At 66.4% G+C, this 15,798-nt stretch carries 13 protein-coding genes; 4 read left to right on the forward strand and 9 right to left on the reverse strand.

Annotated elements, in window-relative coordinates; all coding sequences use genetic code 11:
• Positions 1-130: 130 nt before the first annotated feature.
• Complete coding sequence (locus tag ACVWYQ_RS10690; protein ID WP_271540550.1) at positions 131-400, forward strand: hypothetical protein; 270 nt, start codon at positions 131-133, stop codon at positions 398-400.
• 56 nt (positions 401-456) lie between these two features.
• Here the strand turns inward: ACVWYQ_RS10690 and ACVWYQ_RS10695 are convergent, their stop codons facing one another.
• From ACVWYQ_RS10695 to ACVWYQ_RS10705, 3 genes are all read right to left on the reverse strand, one after another.
• Complete coding sequence (locus tag ACVWYQ_RS10695; RefSeq protein WP_271540552.1) at positions 457-810, reverse strand: hypothetical protein; 354 nt, start codon at positions 808-810, stop codon at positions 457-459.
• 257 nt (positions 811-1,067) lie between these two features.
• Positions 1,068-1,661 (reverse strand): DUF2147 domain-containing protein, encoded by a 594-nt coding sequence (locus tag ACVWYQ_RS10700; RefSeq protein WP_157280838.1) that lies wholly within the window; start codon positions 1,659-1,661, stop codon positions 1,068-1,070.
• Between the two features lie 173 nt (positions 1,662-1,834).
• Positions 1,835-2,863: an NAD(P)/FAD-dependent oxidoreductase gene (locus ACVWYQ_RS10705; RefSeq protein WP_271540555.1), complete on the reverse strand. Its 1,029-nt coding sequence runs from the start codon at positions 2,861-2,863 to the stop codon at positions 1,835-1,837.
• 182 nt (positions 2,864-3,045) lie between these two features.
• On the opposite strand from ACVWYQ_RS10705, the gene ACVWYQ_RS10710 reads away from it, so the two are divergent.
• On the forward strand, positions 3,046-3,513 hold the full coding sequence (locus tag ACVWYQ_RS10710) for an acyl-CoA thioesterase (protein WP_225114188.1): 468 nt from the start codon (positions 3,046-3,048) through the stop codon (positions 3,511-3,513).
• A gap of 28 nt (positions 3,514-3,541) precedes the next feature.
• Here ACVWYQ_RS10710 and ACVWYQ_RS10715 read toward each other — a convergent pair whose 3' ends face one another.
• Positions 3,542-3,862, reverse strand: a complete 321-nt coding sequence (locus tag ACVWYQ_RS10715; RefSeq protein ID WP_008143731.1) for a 2Fe-2S iron-sulfur cluster-binding protein — start codon at positions 3,860-3,862, stop codon at positions 3,542-3,544.
• Positions 3,863-4,027: 165 nt separating this feature from the next.
• A complete protein-coding gene (locus ACVWYQ_RS10720) occupies positions 4,028-4,402 on the reverse strand; it encodes an Hpt domain-containing protein (protein ID WP_271540558.1) in 375 nt (124 codons plus the stop codon).
• A gap of 396 nt (positions 4,403-4,798) precedes the next feature.
• Between ACVWYQ_RS10720 and ACVWYQ_RS10725 the strand changes: the two genes are divergently transcribed.
• Positions 4,799-10,501, forward strand: a complete 5,703-nt coding sequence (locus ACVWYQ_RS10725) for an apolipoprotein A-IV repeat region-like domain-containing protein (protein WP_404539683.1) — start codon at positions 4,799-4,801, stop codon at positions 10,499-10,501.
• Between the two features lie 143 nt (positions 10,502-10,644).
• Here ACVWYQ_RS10725 and ACVWYQ_RS10730 read toward each other — a convergent pair whose 3' ends face one another.
• The 3 genes from ACVWYQ_RS10730 to ACVWYQ_RS10740 are packed head-to-tail and all read right to left on the reverse strand — an operon-like array spanning position 10,645 to position 13,458.
• Positions 10,645-11,511: an MlaD family protein gene (locus ACVWYQ_RS10730; protein WP_057028765.1), complete on the reverse strand. Its 867-nt coding sequence runs from the start codon at positions 11,509-11,511 to the stop codon at positions 10,645-10,647.
• 28 nt (positions 11,512-11,539) lie between these two features.
• Positions 11,540-12,322 (reverse strand): ABC transporter ATP-binding protein, encoded by a 783-nt coding sequence (locus ACVWYQ_RS10735; protein ID WP_271537463.1) that lies wholly within the window; start codon positions 12,320-12,322, stop codon positions 11,540-11,542.
• 2 nt (positions 12,323-12,324) lie between these two features.
• Positions 12,325-13,458, reverse strand: a complete 1,134-nt coding sequence (locus ACVWYQ_RS10740) for an MlaE family ABC transporter permease (RefSeq protein ID WP_157280843.1) — start codon at positions 13,456-13,458, stop codon at positions 12,325-12,327.
• 131 nt (positions 13,459-13,589) lie between these two features.
• Here ACVWYQ_RS10740 and dgcA point away from each other — a divergent pair, with 131 nt between their 5' ends.
• Positions 13,590-14,585, forward strand: a complete 996-nt coding sequence (gene dgcA, locus ACVWYQ_RS10745; protein WP_271537461.1) for an N-acetyl-D-Glu racemase DgcA — start codon at positions 13,590-13,592, stop codon at positions 14,583-14,585.
• On the opposite strand, the gene ACVWYQ_RS10750 is transcribed toward dgcA, so the two are convergent.
• Positions 14,555-15,751 carry an MFS transporter gene (locus ACVWYQ_RS10750; RefSeq protein ID WP_271537459.1) on the reverse strand — a complete coding sequence of 399 codons (1,197 nt, stop codon included), beginning with the start codon at positions 15,749-15,751 and terminating at the stop codon, positions 14,555-14,557. The genes dgcA and ACVWYQ_RS10750 overlap by 31 nt on opposite strands.
• Between the last annotated feature and the right edge of the window lie 47 nt (positions 15,752-15,798).

Consider the following 15,798-nt stretch of genomic DNA (forward strand, 5'->3'; position numbering starts at 1 on the left):
CGTTTCGTCCCTTCGCATCACGCAATCAATATCTGCGCCGAAGACAACGGGAATGTTCCCGCCCGGGCGAACCTGTTCCGCCATCGCGGCGACCAAACCTCCGATTGACATCTTCCACGGAGATTTTCCAATGCGTGTTCTCTCGATGATTGCCGTTGCCGGCGCCATGATTGCGAGCTCTGCCGCCGCGTTCGCCAGCGAGCTTCCCTCCTACGAAGTGACGTCGTTTCCGATCACGACAACGCAAGTGCAGGTGCTCGGCGGCGCCGGCGTCCAGGAGCAGTCTGCGAGCCCCGCGATGATCGTCGCCGCCATGCCGGCCTCGCCCGTGCAGGTCGCCGTGCTGTCGCCGCGGATCAAGCAGCTCGCGAGCGCGGATTCGAACAACCAGGCGCGCTAAGCCTGGCGTTGTCGTTCCGGCTCGGCGCTCCGCGCCGGCCGGAATGGCACGCGCGTCTACGTCATGCTGCCCGGCATGAAGCAGCGCACGCGCGGATGGCCGTCGATATAGTGCTTCCACACCATGGTGCGGCCGATCTTGTTCGGCACGGTGATCACGGCGCCGTCGGGCACCACGACCCACTCGTCGTCGATGCGCACGCGGTAGCGACCGCGATCGGACTCCCAATCGACGTCGGCGATGACGTAGCCGTCGGCATCCGAGCAGCATTGCCCGAACTCGCTACGCAGACTCTCGAACCAGGGTTTCAGGGGCGAGTTGGCGAAGCGGCCGTCGTCGCGCGCCAGCGCCGAATGCGTCACAACCGCCAGCCCCAGCAGCACGGCGGCACACTGTCTTGCAGGTTTCATGTGGTCTCCGCGGTCGAAGTGATCACCGCGGGGCAAACGCTGCCGTCCGCCTTCCGCATGGTGCGCGGCAGGCGTGGAGACGGCGACTCGCTCCCCCAGCAGCTTTGCCGACAGCTATGCAAATCCGGCGCCAGCGCGCATTCCGGGGAACTACTGGAGGGCGCCCGAGGCACGTTCGTCCTTCGGCGAAGGTGCCCGCACAGGCTGGAGACCCTGCGCTAGGGCCTTTGAGACCGCGCGGCGCGCGGCTTGCGCCTTTACTGCTTTGCCGGCGCCATCATCGCGCCGCCCTTCTTCGCCGCGGGCGCCGGTTGCTTGGCGGCTGCAGCCTGCGCGGGCAAGTATTTTGCGACGATGGCCGGATCGACCTGCGCGATGTTGGCATCAGGCAGGCGCGTCCAGGTCTCGTCCTTGCCGAGCAGCGCGATGCCGAGATAGCCGCGCAACGTCAGGGTCTGACCGTCGGGGCTGACCCGCATGTTGGCCTTCCAGATCTGGCCGTCGCGCGGATTGAGCACGTTGCCGCCCTCGTACTTCAATCCTTCGCGCTTCATGTCGCGGACGAAGGAAATGCCGAGCACCCGAGCGTTCTTGCGATCGTCGGTGCACTTGGAGCAGACCTCATTCGGGTCGTCGGTTGGCCGCGGGAAGGTCTTGGCGATCACGCCTTCGAAGACGCCGTTGCGATCGACGAAGAGGAACCATCCGACCGTCCTGCCGTCTTCGACCTTCTGCCAGAGGCCCGCCGCCGTGGGCTCGGCGGTCTGCGCCGCGCACGGCGTCACGATCGCGAGCGACAATGCGAGCGCCAGGAAGGAGAGCAGCCGAAAGCTGGAAACGAGAGTCCGCATTATGATCACCTTGCTGAGCCAATCACCTTTGCTGAGCCAAGACTTCGCAGAGCCAAACTGTGCTAAGCCAAAAACCTGGCCAAGCCTATGACCGGAATGGCCGTAGACTACGGCGATTTCACGAACGGTTCCAGCACCAGAAACATGGGGCATCGCCGCCCCGAACGCTTCCGTCAGTTGACACCGAGCTTCTTTTGCAGGCTGGAGGACGAGGTCGTGTACTGGAACACGAGCCGCTTCTCCGGATAGACATAACGATGGGCTTTTTGCGACATCAGCGCGCCCTCGTGGAAGCCGCACAGGATCAACTTGATCTTGCCGGGATAGGTGTTGATGTCGCCGATCGCGAAGATGCCCGGCACATTGGTCTCGAACGCGGACGTCTCGACCGGCACCAGATTGTTCTCCAGCGCGATGCCCCAATTCGCGACCGGGCCGAGCTTCATGGTCAGCCCGAAGAACGGCAGCATGGTGTCGCAGGCGATTTCGGTGACGCTGTTGTCGTTGCCCTTGACGGTCGCGCCGGTGAGCTTTCCGTCAGCCCCGGAGAGCGCGGTGACCTGGCCGAGCCGCAGATCCATCTTGCCGCCGGCAACCAGCGCGCGCATCTGCTCGACACTATGGGGCGCGGCGCGAAACTCGTCGCGCCGATGCAGCAGCGTGATGCGCTTCGCAATCGGATGCAGATTGAGCGTCCAGTCGAGCGCGGAATCACCGCCGCCGACGATCAGCACGCTCTTGTCGCGGAACGTCTCCATCTTGCGCACGGCGTAATGCACCGAGGTGCCTTCATAGGCCTCGATACCCGGTACCGGCGGGCGCTTGGGCTGGAACGAGCCGCCGCCGGCCGCGATCACCACCACCTTGCATTCGAACACCTTGCCGGCATCCGTGGTGCAGCGAAACAAGGGATCGCCGATCTTCTCCACGGTCTCGATCATCTCGCCAAGATGGAAGGTCGGATGAAACGGCTTGATCTGCTCCATCAGCGCGTCGGTCAGCCCCTGCCCCGAAACCTGGGGAATGCCGGGAATGTCGTAAATCGGCTTTTCCGGATAGAGCTCGGCACACTGGCCGCCGACCTTGTCGAGGATGTCGACGAAATGCGCCTTCATGTCGAGAAGGCCGAGCTCGAAGGCGGCGAACAGACCACAGGGCCCGGCCCCAATAATCAGCACATCGGTTTTGATCACGTCGCTCATGTCGTCTCTTTATCGATCGTTATCGGTTGGACGGCGCCCGTTGGGCAGAGGTGACCCTGCCTGTCTAGCCAACGGGGATGGAACAGGAAAGGCATAAAAGCGGGATCGCCCCGCCGCCGCGCCCACTTGCCGGGCCAAAATAACTGGGCTGTAACGAGGATGGATATGACGGAGATCAATCGGTGAACGCGCCAGCCCGCCTCGACACGACCCCGCGCCTTGAGGACTTTCCGTTTCGCCTCAGCGACAACGTCCGGTTCGGCGACCTAGACCCGAACCAGCACGTCAACAACGCGGTCTATGCCACATATTTCGAGACCGGCCGTGTCACGCTGATGAAGCTTCCCGAATACGGGCTGACCCCGCCGGGGCTCGCCTGGATCATGGTGCGGCTCGACATGCATTTTCGCGCCGAGCTGCACTGGCCCGGCTCGATCGAGCTCGGCCTCGGCGTGGTCAAGCTCGGGCGAACGTCGGTGACATTCGAGCAGGTCGTGTTCTCGAACGGCACGTGCATTGCGTCGGCGACGTCGGTCGGCGTCCTGCTCGACGAGGCGACGCGGCGACCGGCGCCGCTGACCGCAGAGGTGATCGAGAAGCTCAGACCCTGGCACAAGCGCGGCATCGAGGTCGCGCCGCCGAGCACCTAGTCGACTTGGACAGTCTGCTTGGAGACGATCAGGCCTGGCGCTCGGGCGTCGCCACGACGAGGCCGTCGAGCTCGTCGGAGACCTTGATTTGGCAAGACAGGCGCGAATTCGGGCGCACGTCGAAGCCGAAGTCGAGCATGTCCTCTTCCATCGGCGTCGGGCTGCCGACCTTCTCGCGCCAGGCTTCGTCGACATAGACATGGCAGGTTGCGCAGGCGCAGGCGCCGCCGCATTCGGCCTCGATGCCGGGAATGCTGTTGCGGATCGCAGCTTCCATCACGGTTGCGCCGTTCTCGATTTCCACCGTGCGGGTTTCGCCCTTGTGGTCGACAAAGTGAATCTTGGCCATGTGTGCTCGTGCTGCCGCGGTGCTTTGAATGAAGGAGGGTCCCGGCTGTCCTATAACGGGTCGGTCAGCCCGGCGCCATAGCGTTTTGAAGCCAAATGATTCCCGCTTTGCGGGAAGAAAACGCGTCAAAACAAGCGACTAGAGCCCGGCTCCGATCGTATCGGCTCAACGCTTCAGCATCGCCGCGATGGCAGCGCGGGCCTCGGCCACCGACTCTTTCAGCGCGGCGAAGGCGTAGGGCCGGCCATGGCCGGTCCGGATCGCAGTCTCCAGGCTGGCAGCGGCATCAGCGACCGCAAAGGCGCCGATCCCGCGCGCCGAACCCTTGAGCTTGTGCGCAAGCGTGCCGGTCTCGGCCGGCAATGCCGTCATCGCCGCGAGCAGGCGGGCCGCCTGCTCCGCGAACATGGCCAGCACTTCCTGCTCCAGCTCAGCGTCGCCGAGCGTCATTCGGGAGAGGTGATCGAGGTCGAGCGGGCTGTCGATGGGCGCAAGCGGGGGCGAAGGCATCCAGTCCATCCCTTGCAGTTCAGGCGTCATGGCGCAGGCCCCGGCTTCGCGCGACGGCCGCCGGTCCGGCGGTCAGATTCCCCTCACCCAAGCATGGAAATGGTTAACGAAATGTTTGGGGGATTTGACGCAGATCCGCCGGTTTATTGACGAAAAGTTGCCGCAATTGGCCGAGTCCGGTTGAGAATTGCGTTGATTGCTAAGGCGTTACGGCGCGATCCTGTTAACGATGATTAAGAATGTCTTAATCGCGGGCATTTCATTCGCGACGCTCTGCCAATAGGATGTTGCAGAAATTGGCGGACAAGCCGTCCGGGTGGGGACGGCTCGGAGATCCGCGCAAGCGGCATGATCCGGTCTGTGGGCTTGCGCCGCGCGCAGGGCTCGCGGGGGGACGCGTACAAGTAACGAGGGCTCGGACTGAACATGGCGAACACTCCGAAAAAGGTCAAAGACCCTACAGAAGTTGCGCTTTCTGCAATCCAGGAAGCTCTGAACATCAGCGACACCGCGGCCGATACCAGCCGCAACGCCGCAATGCGCAACGAAGCGGCGCCCCCGGTGCCGCCGGCCGCGCCTCCGGTCTTCGACGAGCCGAGCTTCGAGCCGCGCCCCGCCGCCAACGAGCGCTCGACCGTGTTCGACCCGGTCGAGGAGCCGCGCGCCGCGCGCCGCGCTGCCAACGACGATCGCGAGACCATCGGCCAGTTGCTCCAGGCGCTGCAGAAGGGCCGCCCTGCGCGCAGCGTCTACACCTTCGCCACCATCTTCGCCGGCATCTGGCTCGCCGCCTGCGCCGCGTTGACCGTCGGCTTCCTGCCCTCGATCCAGGCCGCGATGGGCCAGAGCGGCGGCGTGCTCGTGATCGCCGGCCTCGTCGCGATGTTCTTCGCGCCAGTCATGCTGTTCTACTTCCTCGCGAGCCTCGTCTGGCGCGGCCAGGAAATGCGCATGATCGCGCAGGCGATGGCGCAGGTCGCGATCCGCTTCTCCGAGCCGGAAGGCTCGGCCTCCGATTCCATGGTCACCGTCGGCCAGGCCATCCGCCGCGAGGTCGCGGCGATGGGCGACGGCATCGAGCGTGCGATCGCGCGCGCCGGTGAGCTCGAGACGCTGGTCGCCAACGAGGTCGCCGCGCTCGAACGCGCCTATTCCGACAACGAGGTGCGCATCCGCGCTTTGCTCCAGGACATCGCGCATCAGCGCGACAACCTGGTCGGCCAGGCCGAGCAGGTTCGCAGCGCCATTTCCGGCGTGCAGATCGACCTGCGCCACGACATCGCGCTGATCTCGGACGCGATCGCCTCCCGCGTCGACGAAGTGGCCAAGTCGATCACCGGCGCTCTGGAAGAGCGCGGCGCCCACATCACTCAGGCGCTGAGCAATGCCGGCGACAACATGATCCTGGCGCTCGGCGAGCGCGGCGGCGACCTGCTCGACCGTCTCGAGGAGGCCAGCAACGAGACCACGCGCGCCGTGCTCGACGCCAGCGAGCGGCTGACCACCAGCCTCAACTTCAAGACCGGCCACGTCCACGACGAATTCGTCGACCTCGCCGACCGCGTCCACGAGATGCTGAACGAGCGCATCGACCGCATCACCGGCGAGTTCGAGCAGCGTTCCGCCGCGATCGTCGACGGCATCTCCGAGCGCACCGAGCAGGTGCACGATTCCTTGAAGAACTCGTCGGACTCCCTGCTGCTCGAGCTCGAGCTGCGGTCCAACGACATCTCCGCCAAGATCGACGACGCCGGCAACCGCCTCGCCGGCCAGATCATGACGAGCGGTGACAAGGCCAGCGAGGCGCTCGACGCCACCGTCAACGCCCTGGTCGCCAAGGTCGTCAGCCAGACCGAGACCGCGCACGATTCGCTGTCGCTGCAGATGAGCGCGTTCGACGAGCTGGTGCGGAACCAGGGCACCGAGCTGGTCGAGAAGTTCGCCCGCGACTCCGGCACGCTGGGCGCGCTGATCACCCGCCACATCTCCGAATTCGACCGCACCGTGAAGACCTTTGGCGGCGAGATCGTCGAGCGCATGGGCCAGCGCACGCAGGATATCGCCGAAACGCTGAAGACCTATGTCGACGATTTCGACACCCGCTTCACCTCGAACGGCGGCCAGATCACGGCGGTGCTCGACCAGCGCCTCGCGCAGTTCGAGACCACGATCGGCGAACGTGTCGGCAATATCGATGCCTCGCTGAACGGCAAGATCGCCAGCCTCGACGGCACCATCCAAGGCCACATCAGGACCTTCGACGAGCAGCTCGTCGGCCGCGTCGCCGCGCTCGAGCTGTCGTTCGACAGCCGCGCGAAGTCGATGACCGAGACCATCGACGGACGCATCAACACGCTGGCGAACTCGCTGACCGACGGTGCCGCGCAGGCGATCCAGTCGATCGACTCCCGCCTCACCTACCTCACGACGACGCTCACTGGCGGCGCAACGCAGGCCATCGAAACCATCGATGCGCGCCTCAACCACCTCACGAGCTCGCTGACCGACGGTGCATCGCAGACCATCCAGACGATCGATACCCGCCTGACGCATCTCACGACGACGCTCAGCGGCGGCGCGACGCAGGCGCTCGAATCCATCGATTCCCGCCTCACCTACCTGACCACCGCGGTAACGAACGGCGCCTCGCAGGCGGTGCAGTCGATCGATACGCGGCTGACCCTCCTCACCTCGACCCTCACCGACGGCACCGCGCAGGCGATCGAGGCGGTCGATCGCCGCATTACCGGGGTTGCCGAGATCATCGACGGCCGCAGCACCCATCTGACCGACACGGTCACCGCGCGTTTCCAGGAGATCCAGCAGGCCATCGAGACCAAGGTCGGCTCGGTCGCCAGCGACATCGACGTGCGCGTGGCACAGTTCGAAGACCTGCTCGGCTCGCGCGTCGAGGCCGTCGCCGGCCGCATCGAAAGCAGCGGACGCCAGGCCAGCGAGGACATGATGTCCCGCGCCGAGATGATCTCGACCGCGATCCGCTCGCATGTCGAGGACGCCGAGCGCTCGCTCACCAACCTCGTCGTCAACACCAGCGAGACCATCCAGACCGGCGCGCGCACCGCCCAGCAGTCGCTGCTGACGGTCTCCTCCGATGTCAACGCCCAGCTCAAGATGACCTCTGCCGAGGTCGAGCAGGCGCTGACCGCAGTCGGCACCGGTGCGGCGAACTCGATCCTGACCAGCGCGCGCGAAGCGCAGTCGACGCTGGTTGCGGCCTCGGGCGAAGCCTCCAACCAGATCAAGGGGCTGGCGGCCGACGTCGAGCGCACGCTGTCGGCGGCGGGCTCCGCCACTGCGGCCTCGATTCTGGCCGGCGCCCGCGAGGTGCAGACCACGCTGGTCACGGCGTCCTCGGATGCGGCGAGCCAGGTCAAGACGCTCACCGCCGACGTGCAGCGCTCGCTGTCGATGGCCGGCACCGCCACGGCGGAGTCGATCACCGCCGGCGCCCGCGATGCGCAGAGCACGCTGATCGCGGCCTCGACCGAGACCGCAAACCAGATCAAGGCGCTGTCCTCGGACGTGCAGCGCTCGCTGACGATGGCGGGCACCTCGACGGCCGAGACCATCATGAGCGGCGCCCGCGAGGCTCAGAGCACGCTGGTGACGGCGTCCTCGGACGCGGCGAGCCAGGTCAAGTCGCTCGCGGCCGAAGTGCATCGCTCGCTCTCGCAGGTCGGCCAGACCACCGCCGAGACGATCACCACCAGCGCCCGCGACGCCCAGAGCACCCTTCTTGCTGTCTCCGCAGAACAAACCAGCCAGGTCCGTTCGCTCGCGGCCGAGATGCAGCGCGCGCTGGCGACCGCCGGCGGCGCCACCATCGAGGCGCTGACCAGCGGCGTGCGCGAGGCCCAGGGTACGCTGATCTCCGCCTCGACCGATGCGGCGGGCCAGATCAAGTCGCTGACGGCGGACATCGAGCGCACGCTGACCGCGGTCGGCGCCGACACCGCTTCGACCATCCTCAACAGCGCGCGTGAAGCCCAGATCTCGCTGACCTCGACCTCGGCCGATGCCGCGAGCCAGATCCGCACGATCTCGACCGAGATCGAGCGCACGCTGAGCGCGGCCACCGCCAACGCGACCAACGACATCCAGACCAGCGCGCTCAACGCCCAGAACGCGCTGATCTCCGCCTCCAACGAGGCGAGCTCGCGCGTCAAGTCGAGCTCGGCCGACGTCGAGCGCTCGGTGCTCGCCGCCAGCTCCAGCTTCGGCCAGGCCATGACCGGCAAGACCGACGAGATCGTCACCTACGTGCAGCAGCAGGCCGACCGCCTGTCGAACATGATCGACGCCAAGCGCGGCGCACTGGTCGACGCGATCGGCTCGAAGACCAGCCAGCTCACGCTCGACATCGACCGCGTCACCTCCGACGCGCTGAAGTCGATCGAGACGCGCGGCCAGGCCTTCTCGCAGACCATGATGGGCAACGGCTCGGAAGTCGCCCGCACCATCAACGCGGCGAGCGAGGTCGCCACCAGCGCCGTCGGGAAGTCGCTCAAGGACCTCGAGCAGGCCTCGCGCTCCGCAATCGACCAGTCGCGCCAGGTCTCGATCGCGGCCGTCACGGAGATGCAGGAGACCAGCAAGATCCTGCGCACCGACACGGTCGCCCTGTTCGAGCGCCTGCGCGAAGGCAACATCCTGCTCCAGGAGGTGCTGACCGGTGCGCACGACAACCTCAACTCGCTCGAGCGGGCGCTGGTGACCCGCGTCGCCGACTTCGTCTCGGCAATGAACGACGTCACCTCGCGCAACGGCGCGGCGACGCAGAACCTGGAAGAGCAGCTCAACGTCTTCAACAGCAAGACCACGAAGGCGCTGCAGGATCTCGGCGAGCTGTCGACCCAGTTCGACAAGCATGGCCAAGCGCTGGTCGAGGCCGCGCAGGTCGTCGAGCAGAGCAACAAGAACACCACTGCCTCGCTCGCCGAACGCAAGCAGGCACTGGAATCGCTCGTCACAACGATCGACCTGCGCACGGCCGATCTCGACCAGCGGCTGTCGCGCTTCACCGGCCTGCTCGATGAATCGCTTGCCGCGGCCGAAGAGCGCGCCCGCGACATTGCCCGCGTCGTCGCCGAGACCGCCGGCGCAGGCTCGGCCGCGATCACCCGCCAGTTCGAGGCGGTGCGCGCGGCGTCTGAAGAGGAGCACCGGCAGACCATCGAGGCCATGCACGACATCTACCGCCAGACCACGGACGAGGCGGATACGATGTTCAAGCAGTCGACCGAGAAGTTCACCAACCTCGTCGCCAGCATGAAGCAGATGGCTCTCGAGATGCACAACGAGCTCGAAGCCACCCGCAACGAGCTGCGCCGCGGCGTACTCGAGATGCCGCAGGAGGCCGCCGAGAGCACGGCGCAGATGCGCAAGGTGATCGTCGACCAGATCGAGGCGCTTGCCGAGCTCAACCGCATCGTGGCCCAGCACGGCCGCGGGCTCGACGTCACCACGGCGGGCCGCGCCACCGTGCAGCGCCAGGAAGAGCCGGTGCTGGCCGCCGTCGGCGGCCGCGCTCCCGAGACCCGCATGCGCGACATCGGCAGCGCCTCGACGCTGCCGCCGCCGGACCTCGGCATGCCGGCCGCGCGTCGCACCGAAGCGCCGCCGGTCGCACCCGGTGGCAACGACCAGGGCCGTGACGGCTGGCTGTCGGACCTGCTCAACCGCACCGACGCCAACCAGGGCGCGCCGGCCGGCCAGGCTCCGCGTGGCCGCGCGGCACCCGTGCCGCAGCCGCAGGCGCCGCAGGCCAGCAGCAATCCGCTGGAATCGCTGTCGCTCGACATCGGCCGGCTGATGGACCGCAACCTCGCCACCGAGATGTGGGACCGCTACCAGCGCGGCGAGAACAAGGCCTTCACCAAGCGCCTGTACACGCCCGCCGGCCAGAAGGCCTTCGACGAGGTCGCCCGCAAGTACCGCGCCGACCGCAACTTCAAGGGCACGGTCGACCGCTACGTCGCCGAGTTCGAGCGCCTGCTCGACGAAGTCGCCCGCGACGGCCGCGGCCCGCAGGAGCTGCGCAGCCACCTGATCTCGGAGACGGGCCTGGTGTACACCCTGCTCGCGCACGCGGCGGGCCGGCTGGGGTGAGCGGAAGCTCGCCGATTACGAATTGCGAATAGCGAATGAAAACGGAGCCCTCGCGGGCTCCGTTTTTGTTTGGGATCGATCCGTGAGGAACGCTGTATACGCTACTCGCTACTCGCCACTCCCCATTCGCGCTTCCCTACCGCCTACCGCCTCGGCGCTGCCGCAGGCTTCGGCGGCTCGGGCGGCGGAGCGGGCTGCGACGAATTGCTGGCGCCGAACAGGACGCGGGTCGGGTTGCGATCGAAATTGTTCACGGCCCGGCTGATGTCGCCGAGGGTGCGGCGGCCGTCGGCCATCAAGGCACCCGAGCGCTTGTCGAAATCCTCGGCGAGCTCGCGGATCGACTTCACCGCCTGGAACAGCTCGCCGCCATCCTTGCCGCCGGCCAGCGTGTTGAGGCCGAGCATGAGATTGTCGGCCTTGAGCATGACGCCGTCGACCTTGGCCATCACGGCGTCGATCTTCTCGGAATTGCGCGCCAGCGAATTGGTGAAGGTCTCGAGGTTCTTCAGCGAGTTCTTCACCGATTCCTGATTGTCGGCGACGATCTTGTTGACGTTCTGCAGCGTGGCGCGGATCGCCTCGGTGACGTCCTGGAGCTTGTTGGGGTCGGCCGTGAGCGTCGGGATGCCGTCCTGGTCGAGCGGCGGCGGGGCCGCAGCCTCCTCGCCACCCTTGAGCGAGATCGCGGCAACACCGGTGAGGCCCTGGAATTCGAGGCCGACGAGCGTGTCCTTGCGGATCGGGGCGTTGTTCTCGATCATCGCGAGTGCGACAACCCGCCGCGGGTTGTCCAGCTTCACCGAGACCACCTCGCCCACCCTGATACCGTTGAAATTGACGCTGCCGCCGTTGCGCAGGCCCGCCGCCGGGCCCTCGAACACGACGCGCAAGGGGCTGCGCTGCTTGGTCGTGTGCAGCGACTGAAACCACAGCACGAAGCCGATCGCGGCGGCGATCACCGCCAGCGTGAACGAGCCGATCAAAATGTAGTTCGCCCGCGTTTCCATCAGGTGCTCCGGCTACTCAACCCAGCTCTCAACCCATGACCGCGCGGGCGCGCTTGCCATGAAAATACTGCCTCAGCCAGGGATGCTGCGAGGCCTGCATGTCGGCGATCGACCCTGCCGCAATGATCTTACCGTTCCCTAAAACGGCGATGCGGTCACATGCTGTGTATAGGCTGTCGAGGTCGTGGGTTACCATGAAAACCGTCAGCCCCAAAGTGCGCTGGAGTGTCCTCACCAACTCGTCGAAGTCGCCGGCACCGATCGGGTCGAGGCCCGACGTCGGCTCGTCCAGGAAGACGAGGTCGGGATCGAGCGACAGCGCGCGCGCCAGCGCCACACGCTTGATCATGCCGCCGGAGAGCTCGGACGGGAAACGCTCGGCGACCTCGGGCTTGAGGCCGACCATGGTGAGCTTGGCCATGGTGATCTCGTCCATCAGCCGCTGCGAGACGCGCAGATATTCGCGCATCGGAAACTGAATGTTCTGCCGCACGGTCAGCGAGGAGAACAGCGCGCCCTGCTGGAACAGGACGCCCCAGCGCCGCTCGACGTTGCGCCGCTGCGACGCGCTCGAGGAATCGAGATCGACGCCGAACACTTCGATGGAGCCCGCGACCTTCGGCACGAGGCCGATGATGGTGCGCGTCAAAACGGACTTGCCTGCGCCCGAGGGGCCGACAAATCCCAAAATCTCGCCGCGCTTGACGTCGAGGTTGAGCCCGTCCAGCACGCGCGTGGCGCCGAACTGCACGGTGATGCCGCGGACGCGGATGATCGGGTCCTGGATCTCGCTTTGAGTTTCTCTTGCCATCGTCACATCCCGATCGAGGCGAAGAAGATGGCGAAGATGCCGTCCATGACGATGACGAAGAAGATGCCCTTCACCACCGACGCGGTGGTGTGCTGACCCAGCGATTCCGCGCTGCCCTGCACGGCGAGCCCTTCGACGCAGGCGACGATGCCGATCACGGCAGCCATCACCGGCGCCTTGACGATGCCGACGATGAAATGGTCGATCGAGATGGCGTCGCGCAGGCGCAGCAGGAAGGCCTCGGGCTGAACGCCGCCATAGAGCCAGGCCACCAGACCGCCGCCATAGAGCGCAGCCATGGCGCCGAGGAATGCGAGGATCGGCAGCGCCAGCACCAGCGCCATCATGCGCGGCAGCACCAGGACCTCGATCGGATCGAACCCCATGGTGCGCAGCGCGTCGATCTCCTCGCGCATCTTCATCGAGCCGAGCTCGGCGGTGTAGGCGCTGCCGGAGCGACCGGCGACCATGATCGCGACCAGGAGCACGCCGATCTCGCGCAGCACCAGCACGCCGAGCATGTCGACGACGAAGATATCGGCGCCGAAGCGGCGGAAATGGAAGATGCCTTGCTGCGCGATGATGCAGCCGATCAGGAAGGTGATCAGCACGATGATCGGCACCGCGCGCCAGCAGACCTGCTCCATGTGATGCACGGTCGAGGTCAGGCGGAACGAGCGCGGATGAATCAGGACGCGAAACCACGCCGCGAGCACGGCGCCCAGCATGTCGACGAGGCCTGCCACCGTACCGGCGACGCCGGCCACGGTCCGGCCGATCTGCTCCAGCATGCCGGAGATGGTGATCGGGTCGCTGTCGACCACGGCCGCCCCCCTGACCCGCCGCACCTCGTCCACGAGGCTGGAATAATTGGCGGAGAGCCCTGCGATCTGCGCCTCGACGGCCCCCTGGGTCAGGCTGCGGCGCAGCCGCTCGATCAGCCAGGCGCCGAACGTGTCGAGCTTGGCGACCTCGGAGACGTCGATGAAGATGCTTTGCGGGGTGCCTGCGAGCTTCTCGGCCTCAGTCACCATCCGCTCCAGGACCGGCGCAAAGCTCGCGGTCCAGGTGCCGGTGGCGCACAGTGCCAGGGCGTTGCCCTTGGCAATCCGTTCCAGCTTCGGATCGCCACTCATGTCCGCTCCCGCGCCGGGGCGGAGAAAATCAGATGGTTGCGCACGCGCCCTTACCCAGAGAAGGTATCCCCAAGGGGTTAATGTTAGTTGCTAGAGGTAACTAGCAGGTTCAGATTTCGCCAGAGTTCAAAATGACTTCCATGAAATTTGCAGCTCTGGCGACGCGAATCGAGCGCTTCCCGATCGCCGGCAGCTTTACCATCAGCCGGGGCGCCAAAACCGAGGCCGTCACGGTCGTGGCGGAGGTCAGCCGGGGCGGCCTGACCGGCCGCGGCGAGTGCGTGCCCTATCCCCGCTACGGCGAGACGCCGGAGGCGACGCTGGCTGCGATCCAGGCCATGCAGGAGGCCGTCGCGGGCGGGCTGACGCGAGAGACCCTCCAGGCCGCAATGCCATCAGGTGCGGCCCGCAACGCCCTGGATTGCGCCCTGATCGACCTCGAGGCCAAGGCGGCGGGCTTGCGCGCCTGGAACCTACTGGACCGCCCGGCGCCGAAGGAGCGCACCACGGCTTACACGATCTCGTTAGCAACCCCCGAGGCGATGGCCGCGGCGACCGCCAAAGCGGCGCACCGCCCGCTGCTCAAGATCAAGCTCGGCGGCGGCGGCGATCCGGAGCGTATCGCGGCCGTGCGCAAGGCCGCCCCTGAGGCCGAGCTGATCGTCGATGCCAATGAGGCCTGGACCGAGGCCGATCTGGAAGCCAATCTCGCCGCCTGCGCCGCCGCCGGCGTCACCCTGGTGGAGCAGCCGCTGCCGGCAGGCCGCGACGAAGCGCTGGCGCGCATCAAGCGCCCCCTCGCCGTCTGCGCCGACGAGAGCGTGCATGACCGCGCTTCGCTTGCGCCCTTGCGCGAGCGCTACGACGCCGTGAACATCAAGCTCGACAAGACCGGTGGCCTCACCGAGGCGCTGGCCATGGCCGATGCTGCCCGGGCGCTCGGCTTCGAGATCATGATCGGCTGCATGGTCGCGACCTCGCTGTCGATGGCGCCTGCGATGCTGGTGACGCCGCAGGCGCGCTTCGTCGATCTCGACGGCCCTTTGCTGCTGGCGCGCGACCGCGAGCACGGCCTGCGCTATGACGGCAGCCTGGTCTACCCGCCGGACGCTTCGCTCTGGGGCTGAGCCGTGAGGCGATGCCGCGCCGACCAGATCAGGATGGCACCGGCAGCGGCCATCGCCGCCATGACGTAATAGACATTGTCGCCGATGCGGGCGTAGATCGCGCCTGATGCGATCGACGTCGCCGCCCCCAGGAGCCCGTTGCACGCGGCGTAATAGCCCTGCCCGCGCGCGATCTGATGCGAAGACACGCGCTGCGCCAAAAGGTTCATGGTGCCGACGATGGTCAGGCCGAAGCTGAAGCCGTGGCCGAGCTGGGCGATCGCGAGCAGCACGAGCGGCGGCTCGCTCGCGGTGACGATCCAGCGCAGCACGGCGATCACGCCGCCGATGGCTATCAGCGTGGACGGCTGCAGCGAGAAGCGCGGCGACAGCGCGAACACGACGATCTCAGCCATGATGCCCAGCGTCCACAGCACCGCGATGGTCAGCCCGCTGATGCCTTGGAGCTGCCAGTTGATGGCCGAGAAGGTGTAGAAGGCGATGTGACTGCTCTGGATCAGCGCCGCCGACGCGATCACGGCCCAGAAGGCTGCATCGCGCAGCAGCGGCTTGCCGGCATGCCGCTCCGGCGTCCTCCGCCTGAGATCGTCGAGCGGCTGCAGCAGCAGGCTGGCTGCTACCGCGACGACGGCCCAGGCGACGATGACCCAGATCAGGTCGCGCGGAGCGATGATGTCGACGAGATAGCCGCAGGCGAGCGAGCCGGCGGCAAACGCCGCCGACCCCCACAGCCGAAGGGGTCCGTAATTGAGCCCGTAGCGGGCGACGCCGCGCAGCGCATAGGCATCGGTCAGCGGCATCGTCGGCGTCCACATCATGCAGGTCAGCGCGTAGACCAGGAACAGCGCCAGCGGCTGCTGCTGCAGGCCGACCGCCGTAAATCCGATCGCAGTGGCCAGCGCCGACACCATGATGGCGGCGCGAATCGCCTGCCGCTTTTCGGCAAAGGCGGTCACTTGCGGCAGCGTGGTGAAGCGCGTGATCGCCGGCAGCGCGGCGATGATGCCGATCCAGACAGCGTCGATGCCGATCGCCTTCAGCCAGACCGGGAAGAACGGCACATGCGTGCCCAGAACCGCAAAGAAGGCCGAATAGAACACGGCGAGGCTCACGGCGAATCGCCGCTTCGTCGCTGCCGCGATGGGGATTTGTGATTCGGACTGCATCAAACCAATTGCGATTCGGTCGATATCGTGGTGATCGTTACAGTAAC

The sequence above is a fragment of the Bradyrhizobium sp. USDA 3397 genome (assembly GCF_054060965.1).

Excerpts from the sequence above, each read along its gene's own strand:
- ACVWYQ_RS10690 (WP_271540550.1), top strand. The coding sequence starts at position 131 with ATGCGTGTTCTCTCGATGATTGCCGTTGCCGGCGCCATGATTGCGAGC.
- ACVWYQ_RS10695 (WP_271540552.1), bottom strand. The coding sequence starts at position 810 with ATGAAACCTGCAAGACAGTGTGCCGCCGTGCTGCTGGGGCTGGCGGTT.
- ACVWYQ_RS10700 (WP_157280838.1), bottom strand. The coding sequence starts at position 1,661 with ATGCGGACTCTCGTTTCCAGCTTTCGGCTGCTCTCCTTCCTGGCGCTC.
- ACVWYQ_RS10705 (WP_271540555.1), bottom strand. The coding sequence starts at position 2,863 with ATGAGCGACGTGATCAAAACCGATGTGCTGATTATTGGGGCCGGGCCC.
- ACVWYQ_RS10715 (WP_008143731.1), bottom strand. The coding sequence starts at position 3,862 with ATGGCCAAGATTCACTTTGTCGACCACAAGGGCGAAACCCGCACGGTG.
- ACVWYQ_RS10720 (WP_271540558.1), bottom strand. The coding sequence starts at position 4,402 with ATGACGCCTGAACTGCAAGGGATGGACTGGATGCCTTCGCCCCCGCTT.
- ACVWYQ_RS10725 (WP_404539683.1), top strand. The coding sequence starts at position 4,799 with ATGGCGAACACTCCGAAAAAGGTCAAAGACCCTACAGAAGTTGCGCTT.
- ACVWYQ_RS10730 (WP_057028765.1), bottom strand. The coding sequence starts at position 11,511 with ATGGAAACGCGGGCGAACTACATTTTGATCGGCTCGTTCACGCTGGCG.
- ACVWYQ_RS10735 (WP_271537463.1), bottom strand. The coding sequence starts at position 12,322 with ATGGCAAGAGAAACTCAAAGCGAGATCCAGGACCCGATCATCCGCGTC.
- ACVWYQ_RS10740 (WP_157280843.1), bottom strand. The coding sequence starts at position 13,458 with ATGAGTGGCGATCCGAAGCTGGAACGGATTGCCAAGGGCAACGCCCTG.
- dgcA (WP_271537461.1), top strand. The coding sequence starts at position 13,590 with ATGACTTCCATGAAATTTGCAGCTCTGGCGACGCGAATCGAGCGCTTC.
- ACVWYQ_RS10750 (WP_271537459.1), bottom strand. The coding sequence starts at position 15,751 with ATGCAGTCCGAATCACAAATCCCCATCGCGGCAGCGACGAAGCGGCGA.